General features: G+C 65.7%; 15 protein-coding genes. 5 read left to right on the top strand and 10 right to left on the bottom strand.

Annotated elements, in window-relative coordinates; all coding sequences use genetic code 11:
* Nucleotides 1-163 precede the first annotated feature (163 nt).
* A complete protein-coding gene (locus tag ACIBG0_RS09995; RefSeq protein ID WP_397031048.1) occupies nucleotides 164-898 on the top strand; it encodes a hypothetical protein in 735 nt (244 codons plus the stop codon).
* Nucleotides 899-999: 101 nt separating this feature from the next.
* Here ACIBG0_RS09995 and ACIBG0_RS09990 read toward each other — a convergent pair whose 3' ends face one another.
* The 6 genes from ACIBG0_RS09990 to ACIBG0_RS09965 form a co-directional block, all read right to left on the bottom strand.
* Complete coding sequence (locus ACIBG0_RS09990) at nucleotides 1000-1578, bottom strand: ribonuclease H (RefSeq protein WP_397031046.1); 579 nt, start codon at nucleotides 1576-1578, stop codon at nucleotides 1000-1002.
* A 10-nt stretch (nucleotides 1579-1588) separates the two neighbouring features.
* Nucleotides 1589-2059: an SRPBCC family protein gene (locus ACIBG0_RS09985; RefSeq protein ID WP_397031044.1), complete on the bottom strand. Its 471-nt coding sequence runs from the start codon at nucleotides 2057-2059 to the stop codon at nucleotides 1589-1591.
* A 151-nt stretch (nucleotides 2060-2210) separates the two neighbouring features.
* Nucleotides 2211-3389: an L-2-hydroxyglutarate oxidase gene (gene lhgO, locus ACIBG0_RS09980; protein WP_397031042.1), complete on the bottom strand. Its 1179-nt coding sequence runs from the start codon at nucleotides 3387-3389 to the stop codon at nucleotides 2211-2213.
* Nucleotides 3390-3407: 18 nt separating this feature from the next.
* A complete protein-coding gene (locus tag ACIBG0_RS09975) occupies nucleotides 3408-4118 on the bottom strand; it encodes a hypothetical protein (RefSeq protein WP_397031041.1) in 711 nt (236 codons plus the stop codon).
* Nucleotides 4119-4456: 338 nt separating this feature from the next.
* Entirely contained in the window at nucleotides 4457-5242 is a 786-nt protein-coding gene (locus tag ACIBG0_RS09970; RefSeq protein ID WP_397031039.1) for a TIGR03084 family metal-binding protein, read from the bottom strand.
* Nucleotides 5243-5372: 130 nt separating this feature from the next.
* Complete coding sequence (locus tag ACIBG0_RS09965) at nucleotides 5373-6728, bottom strand: hypothetical protein (RefSeq protein ID WP_397031037.1); 1356 nt, start codon at nucleotides 6726-6728, stop codon at nucleotides 5373-5375.
* A gap of 239 nt (nucleotides 6729-6967) precedes the next feature.
* Here ACIBG0_RS09965 and lon point away from each other — a divergent pair, with 239 nt between their 5' ends.
* Both lon and ACIBG0_RS09955 read left to right on the top strand, forming a co-directional pair.
* A complete protein-coding gene (lon, locus tag ACIBG0_RS09960; RefSeq protein WP_397031236.1) occupies nucleotides 6968-9301 on the top strand; it encodes an endopeptidase La in 2334 nt (777 codons plus the stop codon).
* Between the two features lie 107 nt (nucleotides 9302-9408).
* Entirely contained in the window at nucleotides 9409-11028 is a 1620-nt protein-coding gene (locus ACIBG0_RS09955; RefSeq protein WP_397031035.1) for an FAD-dependent monooxygenase, read from the top strand.
* A gap of 47 nt (nucleotides 11029-11075) precedes the next feature.
* On the opposite strand, the gene ACIBG0_RS09950 is transcribed toward ACIBG0_RS09955, so the two are convergent.
* Genes ACIBG0_RS09950 through ACIBG0_RS09940 form a run of 3 tightly spaced genes read right to left on the bottom strand, consistent with a single transcriptional unit; the run spans nucleotide 11076 to nucleotide 12752 of the window.
* On the bottom strand, nucleotides 11076-11519 hold the full coding sequence (locus ACIBG0_RS09950) for a PaaI family thioesterase (protein WP_397031033.1): 444 nt from the start codon (nucleotides 11517-11519) through the stop codon (nucleotides 11076-11078).
* Nucleotides 11520-11531: 12 nt separating this feature from the next.
* Nucleotides 11532-12092: a TetR/AcrR family transcriptional regulator gene (locus tag ACIBG0_RS09945; protein ID WP_397031032.1), complete on the bottom strand. Its 561-nt coding sequence runs from the start codon at nucleotides 12090-12092 to the stop codon at nucleotides 11532-11534.
* A 60-nt stretch (nucleotides 12093-12152) separates the two neighbouring features.
* On the bottom strand, nucleotides 12153-12752 hold the full coding sequence (locus ACIBG0_RS09940; protein ID WP_397031030.1) for a DUF1707 domain-containing protein: 600 nt from the start codon (nucleotides 12750-12752) through the stop codon (nucleotides 12153-12155).
* A gap of 212 nt (nucleotides 12753-12964) precedes the next feature.
* Between ACIBG0_RS09940 and ACIBG0_RS09935 the strand changes: the two genes are divergently transcribed.
* Both ACIBG0_RS09935 and ACIBG0_RS09930 read left to right on the top strand, forming a co-directional pair.
* A complete protein-coding gene (locus ACIBG0_RS09935) occupies nucleotides 12965-14035 on the top strand; it encodes a DNA polymerase IV (RefSeq protein WP_397031029.1) in 1071 nt (356 codons plus the stop codon).
* Between the two features lie 57 nt (nucleotides 14036-14092).
* Nucleotides 14093-15088, top strand: a complete 996-nt coding sequence (locus ACIBG0_RS09930) for an oxidoreductase (protein ID WP_397031027.1) — start codon at nucleotides 14093-14095, stop codon at nucleotides 15086-15088.
* A 42-nt stretch (nucleotides 15089-15130) separates the two neighbouring features.
* Here ACIBG0_RS09930 and ACIBG0_RS09925 read toward each other — a convergent pair whose 3' ends face one another.
* Nucleotides 15131-17011 (bottom strand): ABC transporter ATP-binding protein, encoded by a 1881-nt coding sequence (locus ACIBG0_RS09925; RefSeq protein ID WP_397031025.1) that lies wholly within the window; start codon nucleotides 17009-17011, stop codon nucleotides 15131-15133.
* Between the last annotated feature and the right edge of the window lie 186 nt (nucleotides 17012-17197).

Genomic DNA, 17197 nt, shown 5'->3' with positions numbered 1-17197 from the left:
GACACAGCGAGCGGTACGTATTCGATGGTGAGTTACCCCGGCCAGGGCCTGCGATCCCGGGCCGGGAATACTCCCCCGCAGAGTGCGAACGGTTCGTCCGACGCGGACCGAGAAGGCAATATCGGTGCGCTCAGGTGCGCCGGGAAAGTGCAGGATTGTATCGATGGCCACTGATGATGTCGGCGCCGAGAACGAGAACCCGGATGCCCCGAAAGAGGACGCCAAGCCGGATGCGCCCGCCGAGGACAAGACGGTCGAGATCGGGAAGGCGGGCGATGCGGTAGCCGCGGAGCCGACCCCGAAGTCCGCACCGAAGCCAGCGCAGGACAAGCTGGCTAAGGGCGCGCCGCAATCCCCGGCCCAGACCGTTGCCAAGGACCGGGGCGCACTGGTCCCGATCATCGCGGCGTTCGTCGCCGGTGTGCTGCTTGTCGCGGCGGTCACCGCCGTCGTGGTCTTCTACCGGCAGGCCAGCAATCGCGGCGACGAGCTGGACGCGCACGAAGCCGCCACCGCGGCCGCGTGCAATTACGGCAAGCTGATCTCCACCTACGATCCGCAGACTATCGACGAGTACCTGAAGAAGGTGGATGCCGCCTCGACCGGTGACTGGAAGGATCAGTTCACCAAGCTCGGCCAGGACCTCAAGGGGGTCGTGGTCGACGCAAAGGCCACCTCGTCCACCTACGACATGCAGTGCGGCTTCCAGTCGGGCGATACCGAGAACGCGAATGTGCTGGTGGTGATCGGTCAGACCACCACAAATGTGAATATCGCCGCCGCGAACAAGCCGCCGAGCAAGGTGGAACTTGTGGTGGTGGCCGGGCTGAAAAAGGTCGACGACAAGTGGCTGGTCAACAAGTTCGACCTGCCCATCCTGAAGCAGATGGGCAACTGATCGGATTATCTACTCCGAAAAGCGCCTCCGGGCGGGTGGGAATGGCACCACCCGCCCGGAGGTCTTTCCGGCGGTCTCGCACCCGGTCGCGCCCAGCGGACTCAGAACAGGGTCAATGCCTGAGATGCTGGCGCGACCGGCTTCCCCGCTGACCGCGGCCGGGCGGATTTTTTGGTCTTATCGGAGGAGTCCTCGAGCACCGGCTGCAGCTCGGGGAGCTCGGCGGTCGAGACCTCACCGGCGGCTGCGGACGCCGCGGCCTGCCTGGCCGCCTCACCCGCGAGGGTGTCGGCCATTTCGTTGTAGTAGTTGCCGACATGTCCACGCACCCAACGGAACCGCACCGGTCCCGGCCGGGAGGCGATGGCCCGGTCGATCTGTTTGATGAGTTCGACGTTCTTCACCGCGCCGCCGCTGGCGGTGCGCCAGCCATTGGTGCGCCAGCCGAAGATCCACTCCGAGGCGCATTTGATCGCGTAGAGCGAATCGCTCTCGATGAACAGCGGTTCCTCGCCGGGATGTGCGAGTACGGCCTCCAATAGCGCGCGCAACTCTGCGACCTGATTGGTTCCGGTGGCGGCTCCCCCGCTGCGTGAACCGCCCTGATGATTGACCCAAGCCCAGCCGATAGCGCCGCCGGGATTGCGGAGGCAGGATCCGTCGGTGCTCACGATGATCATAGATGGCACCCTACGCAATCCGACCGACAAGATCGGTACCGTGGAATTGCTCTATCTCCCTTCGCAACTGGGATTCGGTGTGGCGCAACGCCGAGCGCACGGCGAAATCCACCGGACGCAGGCACGGCCGACCGAACAGCCCACCCGGTGGAGCGTACTCCGCTTCCGAGGTCAGCACCGAGCGTCCGTAGCCGAGCGGGTCGAAGCGCAGCGTCAAAGTTCCGGATAACCGGCCGCGCAATGTGTAGCCGATCACCACGTTGCGCCGGTATTCGGTGATCTCGCATTCGACGGTCGGCCGCCACAGTCCCAGCCTGATCCGAGTCGTGAAGACCGCACCGAGACCCTGGTCGAGCTCGCCTTTCGGCTCGAACGCGGCGACGGCGAACATCCAATCCGGTACGAACAGATGGTTGTCGGTATAGGTGAAGGCCACCTCGACCGGGGCTCCGACGTCGCTCGCGTATTTGATGTGGCCCATCGGGCCCCTCCCTGTTGGCTGCCGCTAAAAGTACTACAGCTCTCCTCTTTATTCGAGGGTTTGCCGGGAATTTGGTTGGCGGGCTTACCACATTGATGACCGGGTGGTCGCTTGGTTTGCTGGGACGCGCAACCCAGCTAACTCGCCGCGGTCACAGTTGGTCGACGATGTATTCGGCGATCGGCATGGCGGAGGTCGCCGCGGGTGACGGAGCGTTGAGCACATGAATCGAGCGGGCAGTTCGCTCGATCAGGAAGTCGTGCACCAGCGTGCCGTCGCGCAGCACCGCCTGCGCGCGGATGCCCGCCTCCCGCGGTCGCAGGTCAGCGAGCGTCAGCTCCGGACAGTACCGTCGGCATTCGGCCAGGTAGCCGCGTTTGAACAGGGAGTTGCGCAATTCGCGCAGTCCGGTGCGCACATGCGCGCGGGCGACTCGGTGGAAGCCGGGAAACCCGAGCACCGCGCGGGCGTCACGGGCGTCGAAGCTGCCCTTGCGGTAGCCCTCCCTGGCCAGTCCGAGCACCGCATTGGGGCCGACGGTCAAGGTGCCGTCGATCATCGGGCTCAGATGCACCCCGAGGAAAGGCAGATTCGGATCGGGAATCGGATAGATCAGCGTGCGCACCAGTCCGGATCGGCTCGGCGGTAGCTGGTAATACTCACCGCGGAACGGCACGACGCGGAAGTCACTTCGCAGGCCGGCGAGAGCGGCCATGCGGTCAGCCTGCAGACCCGCGCAGACGACCAGCGTGCGCGCGGTCCAGGAACCTGCGGGGCCCGCCGCGGTGACCGCCTCGGCGGTTTCGGTGAGTGTGGTGACCTCGGCATTCAACACGATTTCAGCGCCGGCGGCCCGCACCTCATCGGCGAGTGCGGTGGTGACGCGAGTGAAGTCGATGATGCCGGTGGCGGGTACGAATAGTGCGCCGACACCGGTCACATGCGGTTCGCGGCGCGTTAATTCGGCGGTGTCGATAAGTTCGACATCGACGCCGTTGGCGACCGAGCGTTGGTGCAGCGCGATCATCCGCCGGTACTCGGCGGCATCGGTGGCCACCAGCAGCTTTCCGCAGACCTCGAACGGAATATCGTGTGCCGCGGCGAATTCCTTCGTCCAGGCGGCGCCCTTGCGGCACAGGTGGGCCTTCAGACTGTCCGGCGGGTAGTAGATGCCGGAATGAATAACGCCGCTGTTGTGCCCGGTCTGATGCGTCGCGAGTGCGTCGGCCTTGTCGACGAGCACCAAGCTCGCACCGGGATGACGGCGCAGAATCCGATGCGCCGTCGCGACTCCGACGATCCCGCCCCCGATGACACAGAAGTCGTACATGGGACGCAGCGTAGGCGGCTAGATCGCGATGGTGTCGTTCGCCGTCGTGACGGTCGGATTCGGGGTGGCGTCGACCGATGCCTCAGTGGCCGAACCTTCAACGCTCGCAGCGTGTCCGGTGCTGGGCGCTGGATTGCGGTTCAGTCGCACACCGTGTTCGCCGAGGGTCGGATCGGAGAAGGTGAGTATCACTTCGCCGCTGTGCGTATCGAGCTCGGTGCGCAACTGGGTGACGGCGGCCGGGTCGGCATGGATGCCGAGCCGGTCCCGAACCGGTTCGGTGAGCAGGAAATCCGTCAGTACCGTCAGCGCATTGGTATCCACGGTGAAGGCGACGGTATTCGCACGCCCGGGTGCCAGCTGTGCGCCGACATAGGCGCTGCCGAGGCGCAGTTTGCCACTGATTCCGGTGTTGGCAGGCGAATCGGTATGGGCTTGAGAGATTTTCATGGTGCCGTCACTGGGTTCGGCGGGAAAGCGGCCGAATAGTGCGGGCAGATCGCGACTTCCGCCGGTCAGCACGGCATCGGAGAGGACGGGTCCGCGGCCGGTGTCGACATCCGGAATGCGGACCGCGGGTGGTGCGGCGATATCGTTGGTGGCGTGCTGGGCGTCGGCCATCTGATGGACGATGTAGGCACCGGAGGCGACAGTGAGAGTGAGGCTGGCGGCGCCGGCGAGCACGATGGCGGTATGCCGAGCGATCTGGGCAGGCTTACGTGATGCCACGATGCGTTCCTTTCCGTCCGCCCCTGAACCCCTCACCGCGCGGCCCGCATCGTTGAAAGCCGTACGCTTGTCCAGGTTACCGGGGCAGCCGCAGGTAGCACCGCATGGAAGAGATCAGCATCACAAAGCCGGGTGACGCCCGCGATACCGAACTCGAACCGGATGGCGTCGTCGATGTTTCCACCAGCTGACAAGCGGGTAAATATACTTGGCTGGCGAGCGCCATTCTCGACTGCCACATCGAGACACCCGGCCAACGGCGTCCGGCCGACACGAACGGCGCACCCAAGTGTGGCGCTCGCCCGCACCTGCATTCCGGTCGGACCCGATTCGGCGGGTCAGGCGAACTGGCTCGCCGACCGCCCGTCCCCCGTCGGTCCCGCGAAAGCCTGTGCGATGGTGAGCCATTCGGCGGCGTCCGCACCCACTGCGTCCAACGCCAGATCGTCACGGTGACGGCGCTGCGTCACCAGCAGGCAGAAGTCCAGTGCCGGACCGGTCACATACTGCGCGGCGTCCTCGGGACCCCAGGACCACACGCCGCCATCCGGTGCGGTGAGTTCGACCCGGAATTCCTCGGTGGGCACGGTCTTGCCGCGCACGGTGTAGGCGAAATCCCTGGTCCGCACGCCGATATGGGCGACCGTGCGCAGCCGGGCGGTCGGTGTCCTGCTCAGCCCGAGTGCGTCGGCGATGTCCTGGCCGTGTGCGAAGGTCTCCATCATCCGCGCGCTGACCATGGACGCCGGGCTCATCGGCGGTCCGAACCACGGCAGTTTGGTGCCGGAGGGCACCGCGCGCAGGGCATCGATCAGAGCGGCACGGCCGCGACGCCATCGGTCGAGCAGTTCGGCGGCCGGTGCGGTGGACGCCTCGTCGGCGGCCTCGTCGACGAAGGTAAATGCCTTCGGGCCCGCCTCCGCCACCAGCTCCGCGAAACCGTCCGGATCGGTGGCGGCCAGCGCGGCAACCTCATCGGTCCAGGCCAGATGGCCGATCTGATGGGCGATACTCCAGCCGGGGGCGGGTGTCGGCGTGGACCAATCCGCCAGCGGCGCGACGATCCGTTCCAGTTCCGTGCAGTCGTCGGCGAAATCGCGCAGGAGCGCGTTCAGGTCGGCCATCTGATCCCTGTCCCGTCCAGGCGTACTGCTTCGTACTTCGTCGCGGTTCAGCATCGCAGCGGTCCAGAAAAAATGCAAGCATGCGTGCTTGTATTTGGCGCAGCCTCGGTGTCGACCGGATTCCGGCCGGTTACCAGCCGAAAATCGTCAGGTGCGCGGCTCCGACCACCAAGCCGAGCAGTGCGCCGTGCAGGTACAGCAGCCAGGCATCCTGTTCGACCGAGGCATAGAACATCTCCATGAACTCACCCGGAGTGAGGTCCTGGAGCTTGCGCGCGGCGAACTCGTCGATCTTCTTGGCCTGTTCGAGGGTGAACTCCTCGTCCTCGACCAGGCTCGGGGCCAACCCGACTGCCGCGCCCGCGGCGCCGACCTTGAGATTGTCGAATTGACGGCGGCCGAAGGCGACGCGCACGATCGACGTCGTAGGGCCGAGTTGGCGATGGATCTCATCGGAGACCAACCGCTCGATCAACTGTCTGGTCTTATCGCCGTTCGGGCCGTCGAGCAACTCCTTGGACAGGTTCGGCAGCGTCAGCACCTGGTAGGCGAGGATATGCGCGAGATCGGTTGCCGCCTGCGGTTGCCGCTTGGCCAGCAGCGCCTGCTTCCACAAATACTTGTAACGCGGCTGCGGGTCTCCCGGTTCGAAGACCATTTTGACCGCGATGACATTCACGATCACGCCGATCGCCGCCGAGACAAGCAGCACGATCACCCAACCCGGCACCCAACCGAACACCGGAATGGTGTGGTGCACATGCATATACAGTGCCAGCAGCAGCCCGAACGGCGCACCGAGCAGACCGATGCGCACCATGAAACGCAATTCGGGGGCGGCGATGGTGGTCGTCAGATCCTTGAGGATGTACGGGTTTTCCTGCAGATACCGAATGACGAAGGATTTGATATCGATGAGCTGATCGACATTCTCGCCGAGCGATTCGAAGGCCCGCCTGGTCAATGCGGGCAATTCGCGGTCCACCCGCTGATAGATGACCTGTTTCATCGCCCTCGGCACGCCCCGCCACAGGTCTGGATTCTCGCGATACATCACCTGGTCGACGATCGGTTTGACCTGCTTGCTCGCCAGTAGCGCGAGATAATCGGCAATACTTTCCAGATCCAACTCGTGGATGAAATCCCGCGGACTGCCGATGCGCATCAGCGCCTTGTCGACACAAATACTGGCCATCTTCTCCGCGCGCGCCGGAATAAATCCCTGGAATCCCAACCGGCGGCCGTCGCCGGAGAACGTCGGCAGCACCTGGACCCGGCGCGGAAAGTACGGATACAACACCTGGAGGCCGGGAATCCGAATTCCGCGAAAGACGACCGGCCAGAACAGCATCAACACACCGGTCCAGTTGGTGAGCCACCCGGCGAGCGCACTGAAGATCGGAAAGGTGATCAGATCGACGGAGAACTTCGACAGGCCGGTCAGCTCTTCCCAATCGATGAACACTCCGGATGTGAGTGTTGTCATCGTGGGATCCCCCTAAAGCCGCCCAGGTGCTGAGATATCTAGCTGCCAACATTCTCATTGGCTCCGACAGGGTGTCAATGCGACCGATCGCTGTGAGCGAACGTGGGCAGCGGTGCGGAACAAACGTGGAACGCCCGGGGTTGACTGGACGTCGCTCAACTTTTGGAAGGGTCGAACACGTGACTACACCACAGAACCTGCCGGTCCTGTTCCTGACCGATCCGATCGTGCTGCCGGGCATGGTCGTGCCCATCGAACTGGACGAATCGGCGCAGGCCGCCATCGACGCCGCGCGCGCCGCGAATACCGACGCGGTGCTGCTCGCGCCCCGATTAACCGAGGGCTATGCCTCCTACGGTGTCGTCGCCACCATCGAACAGGTGGGCCGGATGCGCGGTGGCGCGCCCGCCGCGGTACTGAAGGCCGAACGGCGGGCCAAGATCGGTCACGGGGTCACCGGACCGGGTGCCGCGCTGTGGGTCGAGGCCGAACCGGTGGAAACTCCCGCCGCCGACGGTCGCACCAAAGAGCTTGCCGCCGAGTACAAGAAGCTGGTCGTTTCGGTGCTGCAGCGTCGAGAGGCCTGGCAGATCATCGACGCGGTCAATCAGCTGACCGATCCGTCGGCGATCGCCGATACCGCGGGCTACGCGCCGTACCTGAGCGCCGACGAGAAGCGTGAACTGCTCGAAACCCCCGATACCGCACAGCGTTTGACCAAGCTGATCGAGTGGACCAAAGCACATATCGCCGAGGCCGAGGTCACCGAGAAGATCAGCGAAGATGTCCGCGCGGGCATGGAGAAGAGCCAACGCGAATTCCTGCTGCGCCAGCAGCTCAATGCCATTCGCAAGGAACTCGGCGAGGACGAACCCGACGGCGCCGACGACTACCGAACCCGGGTCGAGCAGGCCGACCTGCCCGATGACGTGCGCGCCGAGGCGCTGCGCGAGGTCGGTCGACTGGAGCGGGCCAGCGATCAGAGCCCGGAATCCGGCTGGATCCGGACCTGGCTCGATACCGTCCTAGACCTGCCGTGGACCGTGAAAACCACGGATAGCACCGATGTTTCGGCCGCCCGCGCGGTGCTCGACGCCGATCACCACGGCCTGGACGAGGTCAAGGATCGTATGGTCGAGTACCTGGCTGTGCGCTCCCGCCGCGCCGCGCGCGGGCTCGAGGTCGTCGGCGGACGTGGTTCGGGCGCCGTGCTCGCGTTGGTCGGCCCGCCCGGTGTCGGCAAGACCTCGCTCGGTGAGTCGGTGGCGCGGGCCATGGGCCGCAAGTTCGTTCGCGTCGCCCTCGGTGGTGTGCGCGACGAGGCGGAGATCCGTGGTCACCGGCGCACCTACGTCGGCGCGCTGCCGGGCCGGATCGTGCGTGCCATCAAGGAGGCGGGATCGATGAATCCCGTTGTCCTGCTGGACGAAATCGATAAGGTCGGCTCGGACTTCCGCGGTGATCCGGCCGCGGCGCTGCTCGAGGTGCTGGATCCGGCGCAGAACCATACGTTCCGCGATCACTACCTGGATCTGGATCTGGACCTGTCCGATGTGCTGTTCATCGCGACCGCGAATGTCATGGAGACCATTCCCGGTCCGCTGCTGGACCGCATGGAAATGATCACCGTCGACGGTTACACCGAGGACGACAAGGTGGCCATCGCCCGCGACTTCCTGGTGCCACGGCAGCTCGAGCGCAATGCGCTTACCGCCGAGGAGGTTTCGATCACCGAGGCGGCATTGCGTGAGGTCGCTGCCAACTACACCCGGGAAGCCGGTGTGCGGCAGATGGAGCGGTTGATCGCGAAGGCCTTGCGCAAGGCCGCGACTCGGCTTTCCGAGGACGGCGAAGGTTCGGCCGACAATGTGGTGTCGCTGGGTTACGACACCGAGCTGGGCTACGACTCGCTGATCATCGATCTGGACAACCTGAAGGACTACCTGGGCCGCCCGCGTTTCACCCCGGATTCGGTGGAACGCACCGCGGTCCCCGGTGTGGCAACGGGTCTGGCGGTCACCGGTCTCGGCGGCGATGTGCTCTACATCGAGGCCAATGGTGCCGAGGGCGAGCGTGCGCTCACCCTGACCGGTCAGCTGGGTGATGTCATGAAGGAGTCGGCGCAGATCGCCCTCACCTACGTGCGCTCGCACCTGGCGGAGATCGGCATCGAACCGTCGGTGCTGGATCGCAATATCCACATCCACTTCCCGGCGGGTGCGGTGCCGAAGGACGGGCCCTCGGCGGGTGTCACCATGGTCACCGCCCTGGTGTCGCTGGCACTCGGTCGGCAGGTGCGCGCGGATGTCGGCATGACCGGTGAGGTCACGCTGAACGGCCGGGTGCTGCCGATCGGCGGGGTGAAGCAGAAGTTGATGGCAGCGCAGCGCGCGGGGCTGAAGACGGTATTCATCCCAGCCCGCAACGAGCCGGATCTGGACGACGTGCCCGCGGATGTGTTGGCCGCGTTGGATGTGCGCCCGGTCGCCGATGTGGCCGACATCCTGGCCTACGCCATCGAGCCGGTCGTCGAACCGGCGGCGGCGACTCCCGCCTTCGCGGCGAGCGCCTGATATCCGCCTCGAACGGGCCGTACCTGCGGGTACGGCCCGTTCCGTATGCATGGTCGCCGTGACCGCGACGCAAGGGCGATGCAAGCCCGCGCGCACATGATCCTGGCATGACTTCTACGCAGCGGATTCCCGTTCTCGTTGTCGGCGGCGGCCTGGTCGGACTATCGGCCGCGCTGTTCCTCGAATATCACGATGTCCCCTATGTTCTCGTCGAAAAACGGACCAAGGCGTCGGCGTTGCCGAAGGCGCGCGGCCTGCATACCAGGACCACCGAGCTGTTCCGTCAGGTCGGCGTCGAGGGGCGGGTCGAGCAGGCCGCCGCGACCGCACTGCGGGCGGGCAGCTTCGGTGGCGCGAGCCGAGGCACCAGCCTGATCACCGCCGAGCCGCTCGACCTCGGTCACTTGCGGGCGGCAATGGCGGCGGCCGACCCCAGCCCGTCGCAGTTCTGCTTCTTGCCCCAGGTACTGCTCGAGCCGGTGCTCGCGGAGCAGGCACGCGAACGCGGTGGTGACCTCCGATTCGGGGTCGAGCTCGTCGACTTCGAAACCGATGACGCGGGTGTCACCGCAACCCTGCGTGACGAGTCGGGCCACCGCTCGGTTATCCGGGCCGACTACCTCATCGCGGCCGACGGTGCGGCCAGCCCGATCCGTCGGGCACTGGGTATCGATGGCTGGGAACTGCCGCCGACGCGCTACTACATCAATGCCTTTGTGCGGACGGATCTTACCGGGGTGCTGGGCGGTCGCACCTTCAGCCAGTGCGAGATCAGCAACGACACCATGCGCGGACTCGTCTTATCCAAGAACAACACCGACGAATGGTCCTTCCAGCTCGAATACGATCCGACCCGTGAGACGGCCGCGGACTATCCGGACGAACGCTGCGTCGAGCTGATCCGCGCCGCGATCGGCGTGCCCGATATCGAGGTCGAGGTGCTGGCGCGAAGTGCTTGGGACACCGGCAGTTTCGTGGCCGACGAGTATCGGCGCGGCCGGGTCTTCCTCGCCGGTGACGCCGCCCACCGGCACGCGCCGTGGGGTGGTTTCGGCGGCAATACCGGTGTCGCCGACGCACATAATCTGGTCTGGAAACTGGCCGCCGTGCTTTCGGGTACCGGCGGACCCGCACTGCTCGATTCCTATCAGGCCGAACGCTGGTCACGTGCGATCATCGCCGCCGAGCAGGCCAATCTCGGAGACGACTTCGAAACCCGCTACGGCATCGAAACCCCTGACAACGCAGGGATTTTGGCGCGGCGGTTGGATTTCGGGGCGGTAATGTCGCGCTTCCGGTACGCGTCGAGCGCGGTATCGCGTAAGCCAGCGGATTGCATCGAATGGGTCGAACCGCACGTCGATCGGCTGACCGGACAGGTCGGAACGCGACTGCCGCACCTGTGGCTCGACGCCGAGCACACCACCTCGACCTTGGATCTCTGTGGACCCGGTTACGCGATACTGATCGCCGGGAACTCGGCTGCCTGGCGCGATGCCGCGGCCGATGCGCAGCGCGAGACCGGTATCGAGATCGCGGTGCACGGCTTGGGCGCCGAATGGGGTGCCTGCACCGATCTGCCGGAGGGTGGGGCGCTGCTGGTGCGTCCGGACGGGCATGTGGCGGCACGTTCGGATCAGGGCCTGTATCCCAGGTCGCTGGTCGCGACGTTACGGTCGCTCATGGGCTGGTCGGCGTCGGTGCTGGACACCAAGGCGACGGCTTGATCCTGAGGGGCGTTTCCGGTGTGCCGCACAGTGATCCGCAATGGACCTCAGCTGCCGTCGGCCCCTAGTTCGCGCTCGACGGAGCGTGCATTGCCCTGGGCGACCGCGCACAGCACTGGTTCGGCGTCCGCAGTCTCGGCATAGATTTCGCACACGACGACGGCCTGCCGCCGCGTAGACCCGGTGACGGTGGCTTCGGCGCGCAGCCGGGTACCGGCGGCAGGCCGCAGGTAGGTGATAGTGAAGCCGCCGGTCAGCACATTGGCGCCGAGCACCGTGCCCGCGGCGAAGGTGAGGGCGTTGTCGGCCGCGTAGGACACCACACCGCCGTGTACGAAGCCGAATTGCTGGCCCAGCTCGGGACGGACGGGAATGATGAGGGTCGCCGCGCCGTCGCCGAATGCGGTGATCTCGGTGCCGACCAACTGCGCGAACGGCTGCGCGGCGAGCACCTGCTTCGCGAGTTCCAGGTCGAGGGTGATCGTTGGCATGGATGACTCCGTTCAGTCGTTGGTTGTGCCCAGCGCCTGCCAGGCGGCATCGGCTAGTTCGCGCGCGACATCGGTTGGGGCGGTGCGGATGTCACCGCCGAGCCAGTGTCGCGAGTACTCCTGCGCCGGGCCGAGCCACAGTGCGTAGACAAGGTCGAACTCGAGATCGCGCACCGCGCCGTAGCGGGCGTGGGTACGCCACCAGCGCAATACATTGCGCAGGAATTCGCGGTTGCTGTCGCTATCGCGGACGCCGGGCGGCCGAGCCGAGGTGAGAACCTTGGCTCGGTACTGATTTTCGGTAACCCACCGCAGATGTTCGGTGACGCCCGCGCTGACCCCCGCGCGTGCATCGGTGCTTTCGCCGACAACCACCCAGAAGTGCTCCTGATAGTCGGCGAGCGCATGCGTCCACACCTCGCGATATAGCTCCGCCTTATCCGGAAAGTGGTGGTAGAGCGCACCGACACTGGCCCCCGCCGCATCGCGGATCTGGGTCAGCGTGGTCTCCAGCGTCCCCCGTTCCGCGAACTGTCGCTCGGCCGCCAACAGCAACCGATCTCGAATCTTCATGACCAGAATTTAGTTCTGTTTTGTGGGCGGCGCAATGCCAGGCCGGTCAGCGCGGAACGGTCAGACGGTCGGACGGGGCCGGCGCAACAGCCAGGCCAGGAACGATCGCCGCGGCGGGCGCGGATACTTCGCCACCACGGCCCCAGAGCCGATCGCCCCGTCGACTCGGAGCAGCGGCGATCCGGGCAGACTGCCCTCGGTCGCTTTGTTCTTGACGGTGCCGCTGCTGGCCTGCACCCGATCGAGGTCGACCCGCCAGCCGCGCGGCACGATCAATTGGACCCTGCCGGAACCCACGGCGACATGCACCACGACCTCGCGATGTGGGCACAGTGCCTGTGTGAAGTCGATTTTGATGCTGCCGGAGCTGCATTCAGCTGTGATCTCGGCCGGGACGATCCACGCGCCGACCTTCGCCCGCGCCCCACTGCTGGTGCGCAGTTCGATGGGTTCGCGTGCAGCGGCGATCACCGGCAGATCGGCGGTGATGGCGACGAGTTCCTGTGCCGTCTGCGCCGAATAGACCGCTACCAGCCGTTTATCCAGTTCGAGCAGATCGAGTTGCCCCTCGTCGACAGCGAGTTGCAGCTGCTTGGCCACGACCTCGCGATCGATATCGCCGACCCGAACCGCGGGCAGGTTGTCCGGTGCGTCGGTCATGCGACACGCGCTCCTCCGCCTCCCCGCGCCTTATGCCGGCCGTGGGATGCATCCGAAATCACGTCGCGGGCCGCCGGTTGGTCGCTGGGCCCAGTTTTGGACGTTCCCGACGAGTTACCCATGTCCGTGCGAAATCAGTTCTTGCGTTGTCGAGTTTGGACGATACACCCGTCGTACGATCGCAGCAGCCGAACAAAGGGAAGCCCTAGTTCATGCCCAGGTGGCTGCTGCACGTCGATCTCGACCAGTTCCAGGCGGCGGTGGAATTCCGCCGCCATCCGGAGCTGCGCGGCCTGCCGGTCATCGTCGGCGGCAATGGTGATCCCGACGAACCGCGCAAGGTGGTGACCTGCGCGTCGTATCCGGCTCGGGCATTCGGAGTACGCGCCGGGATGGCTTTGCGCTCGGCCAAACGCAAATGTCGCGACGGGATCTTCCTGCCGCTGGATATGGCCACCTATGAGGAGGCCTCCGAAGAGGTGATGGCGCTGCTGCGGACCTTTCCCGGCCGCGTCGAGGTGTGGGGTTGGGACGAGGCCTTCCTCGCCGCCGATACCGACGATCCGGAGCAGCTCGCGCGCGAAATCCGCAGCGCCATTGCGCAATTGGAGCTGACATGTGCGATCGGCATCGGCGACAACAAGCTCACCGCCAAGCTGGCGACCGGCTTCGCCAAATCCGCTGGCAAATCCTCGGCCGCACCCGCGGATACCGATGGTGCGGCGGCGGGCATTTTCCGGCTCACCGCCGCGAACTGGGTCGAGGTAATGGCGCATCGTCCGACGAACGCACTATGGGGCATCGGAAACCGGATCGCCGCGCGAATGTCCGAACTCGGCATCGAAACCGTCGCCGACCTGATGGCTGCCGACCGCCAGCGCCTCGCCGCCGAATTCGGTCCGAATACCGGCCCGTACTTCTGGGTGCTCGGCCACGGTAAGGGCGATACCGATGTCACCACCGAACCTCGAGTTCCGGTGGGCCGCAGCAAATCCGAGACCTTCCCACACGACCTGACCGACCCCGAGGAGATCCGCACACAGGTGGCGAGACTGGCCACCGAGGTGGGCGAGGAGATGGCCGCCGCGGGCCGCATCCCGCTGCGCGTCTCGGTGACCGTCCGCAGCAATACCTTCTACACCCGCAGCAAACAGGAGAAACTCCCCGAGCCGACCACCGATATCGCGGCCATTGTGGAAACCGCTTTGCGCATCATCGACCGATTCGACATCGATCGTCCGGTCCGGCTGCTCGGCGTCCGCCTCGAACTCCTACCGCAATAGCCGAGGCCGAGGCGAAGATCCACCCCGGCGGCCGCCGACGCTCGTATGCTCGTCGGCATGGAGTTCTGGGCGATGGTGGCACAAGAATCGGACAGTGGGATCGTGCTCACGCGACGGCAGGTCAACGAGGACTTCCTCGGGCCGGGTGAGGTCACGATCAAGGTGCACTACTCGAGCGCGAACTACAAGGACGGGCTGGCGATCACCGCGGGCGGTGGCGTGGTCCGGAACTATCCGATCATCCCGGGCATAGATATCACCGGTGAGGTCGTCACGTCCGAGGTCGACGATTTCGCGCCCGGTGACCAGGTGGTGGCACACGGCTACGACATCGGCGTTTCGCATCACGGCGGCTTCGCCGAATACGCCAGGGTGCCCGCCGACTGGGTGGTCAAGCTCGACGGTCTCAGCACCCGTGACGCTGCCGCACTCGGCACCGCCGGTTTCACCGCCGCGCTCAGCGTGCAGGGTCTGCTCGATCACGAACTCACTCCGGAGACCGGCGCGGTGCTGGTCACCGGGGCGACGGGCGGTGTCGGCAGCGTGGCCATCGATATCCTGTCCGGCCTCGGCTTCGAGGTGATCGCCTCGACCGGGAAGACCGATGCGGGTGATCGACTGGCCGAACTCGGCGCGAACGAGGTGATCGGCCGGCTGCCCGAGGATCCGGATGCGAAACTGCGGCCACTGTCGAAAGCCACCTGGGCCGGTGCGGTGGACAGCGTCGGCGGCAAATCCCTCGCCTATATCCTCAGCGCGATCGGCTACGGCGGTGCGGTCGCGGTCAGCGGGCTTACCGGCGGCTCGGATCTGCCGACCACCGTCCTGCCGTTCATCCTCCGTGGCGTATCGCTGCTCGGCATCGACTCCGCGTACGTCCCGATCGACAAGCGGCGTGCGCTGTGGGCTCGACTCGCCGATGAGCTACGACCCCAACACCTTTCGACCATCGAGAACTTCGCTCCGATCACCGAGGCCGAAAAGGTCCTGCACGCCATTCAGCATGGCGGTCACTCAGGCCGCACCGTATTCGGCGTCGCCGGGGAATTCTGACAGTACACATCGAAGCCCGGCTCGAGCCGGGCTTCGATGTGTTCAGGCCGCGACTTCGACCGGTTCGTCCGCGAACTGCGTGCGGTAGAGCTCGGCATAGCGTCCGTCGGCGGCGAGCAGTTGGGTGTGCGTGCCGCGTTCCACGATCCGGCCGTCCTCGAGCACCAGGATCTGGTCGGCGGCGCGAATGGTGGAGAGGCGATGTGCGATGACGAGTGCGGTCCGGCCATCCAGCGCCTCGGAAAGCGCCTCTTGGACAGCGGCTTCCGAGGTCGAGTCCAGTGAGGCGGTCGCTTCGTCGAGGATCACCACGCGTGGCTGCTTGAGCAGTAGCCTGGCAATGGTCAGTCGCTGGCGTTCACCGCCGGAGAGGCGGTAGCCGCGTTCGCCGACGACGGTATCCAGGCCGTCTTGCAGTGACGTCACCAGCTCACGTAACCGGGCCCGCTGCAACGCATCCCACAGCTCGGCCTCGGTCGCATCCGGTCGGGCCAGCAGCAGATTGGCGCGGATGGTGTCGTGGAACAGGTGGCCGTCCTGGGTGACCAGGCCGACGGTGTCTCGGATCGAGGTAGTGGTCAGGTCGCGCACGTCGGTACCGTTCAACCGCACCGCTCCCCCATCTACGTCGTAGAGGCGGGAAACGAGTTGGGCCACAGTGGATTTCCCGGCACCAGAGGAACCGACCAGCGCGACGAGCTGACCGGGCTCGGCCCGTAGCGACACATTGTGCAGCACCTCGACCCCGCCGCGGGTATCCAGTGTCGCGACATCCTCCAGCGAGGCGAGCGACACTTTATCGGCCGACGGGTAGCCGAAGGTGACGTTATCCAGTTCCACGGCGACCGGGCCTTCGGGCACCGTGACGGCATCCGGTGCGTCCTCGATCAGTGGCTTCAGATCCAGTACCTCGAAGACCCGCTCGAAGCTCACCAGCGCGGACATGATTTCCATCCGCGCGCTGGCCAATGCGGTAAGCGGCGTGTAGAGGCGGGTCAGCAGCAGTGAAAGCGACACCACCGCACCGGCATCCAGCTGGTCTCGTAGCGCGTACCATCCGCCGAGGCCGTAGACCAGTGCCAGCGCCAGCGCCGAGACCAGGGTCAGCGAGGTGACGAAAACCGTCTGCAGCATGGCCGTGCGCACTCCGATATCGCGCACTCGACGCGCCCGCAGCGCGAATTCGTCCGACTCCTGCTGCGGTCGTCCGAACAGCTTCACCAGCGTCGCGCCGGGTGCGGAGAAGCGTTCGGTCATCTGGGTACTCATGGCCGCATTGAGGCCAGCGGCTTCCCGCTGCAATGCGGCCAGGCGATTGCCCATCCGTCGCACCGGAACCACGAAAACCGGCAGCAGCACCAGCGCGAGCAGTGTGATCTGCCAGGAGATGCGGACCATCACGGCAAGGGTGAGCGCGAGGGTGACCAGATTCGTGACGACACCGGAGAGTGTGTCGCTGAACGCGCGCTGCGCTCCGATCACATCGCTGTTCAGGCGGCTGACCAGCGCGCCGGTGCGGGTCCGGGTGAAGAACGCGACGGGCATTTTCTGCACATGATCGAACACGGCCGTGCGCAGATCCAGAATCAGCCCCTCACCGATCCGCGAGGACAGCCAGCGGATGATCACCCCGAGCGCGGCATCGATCACCGCGAGCCCGGCGATCAGAATCGCGAGGGTCACCACGACGCGCGGCGCCGCGCCGCCGACGATGTCGTTGACCACCCGACCGGCCAGCACCGGCGTCGCCACCGCGAGCAGTGCGGACACCACGCTGAACAGCAAGAACGCGCCGATTCGGCGGCGGTGCGGCCGCGCGAACCGCAGAATGCGCCGCGCCGTCGCGAGCCGGAACGGCCGCTGCTCCTGCGGCGCGTTCGCCCGCCGATACATCTGGCTCCAGGCCACCGATTCGATACTCACCGTGCTGCTCCCTCTCGCTCCCCACCCATCGAACACCTGGCCACCGACACTAAGACCTCAACCATGGTTGAGTGCAAGCTGTTTCCATCCGAATTCCGCGTACAGCGAAACCACCGCACCCGGTCCCCGGCACCCGCCACAGGGTGCGGATCCGGCAAGGGTGTCCGGATCCGGACATGAGTGCCG

Source organism: Nocardia sp. NPDC050630 (assembly GCF_044457245.1).
Taxonomy (GTDB): Bacteria; Actinomycetota; Actinomycetes; order Mycobacteriales; family Mycobacteriaceae; genus Nocardia.
Note: the sequence above shows the minus strand (reverse complement) of the source record. Positions and strands in the feature narration are given on the sequence as shown.

Coding starts and splice junctions, on each gene's coding strand:
- ACIBG0_RS09985 (WP_397031044.1), bottom strand. CDS start 2,059: ATGGGCCACATCAAATACGCGAGCGACGTCGGAGCCCCGGTCGAGGTG.
- ACIBG0_RS09990 (WP_397031046.1), bottom strand. CDS start 1,578: ATGATCATCGTGAGCACCGACGGATCCTGCCTCCGCAATCCCGGCGGC.
- lon (WP_397031236.1), top strand. CDS start 6,968: ATGGTCGTGCCCATCGAACTGGACGAATCGGCGCAGGCCGCCATCGAC.
- ACIBG0_RS09945 (WP_397031032.1), bottom strand. CDS start 12,092: ATGAAGATTCGAGATCGGTTGCTGTTGGCGGCCGAGCGACAGTTCGCG.
- lhgO (WP_397031042.1), bottom strand. CDS start 3,389: ATGTACGACTTCTGTGTCATCGGGGGCGGGATCGTCGGAGTCGCGACG.
- ACIBG0_RS09930 (WP_397031027.1), top strand. CDS start 14,093: ATGGAGTTCTGGGCGATGGTGGCACAAGAATCGGACAGTGGGATCGTG.
- ACIBG0_RS09965 (WP_397031037.1), bottom strand. CDS start 6,728: ATGACAACACTCACATCCGGAGTGTTCATCGATTGGGAAGAGCTGACC.
- ACIBG0_RS09940 (WP_397031030.1), bottom strand. CDS start 12,752: ATGACCGACGCACCGGACAACCTGCCCGCGGTTCGGGTCGGCGATATC.
- ACIBG0_RS09955 (WP_397031035.1), top strand. CDS start 9,409: ATGACTTCTACGCAGCGGATTCCCGTTCTCGTTGTCGGCGGCGGCCTG.
- ACIBG0_RS09935 (WP_397031029.1), top strand. CDS start 12,965: ATGCCCAGGTGGCTGCTGCACGTCGATCTCGACCAGTTCCAGGCGGCG.
- ACIBG0_RS09950 (WP_397031033.1), bottom strand. CDS start 11,519: ATGCCAACGATCACCCTCGACCTGGAACTCGCGAAGCAGGTGCTCGCC.
- ACIBG0_RS09995 (WP_397031048.1), top strand. CDS start 164: ATGGCCACTGATGATGTCGGCGCCGAGAACGAGAACCCGGATGCCCCG.
- ACIBG0_RS09970 (WP_397031039.1), bottom strand. CDS start 5,242: ATGGCCGACCTGAACGCGCTCCTGCGCGATTTCGCCGACGACTGCACG.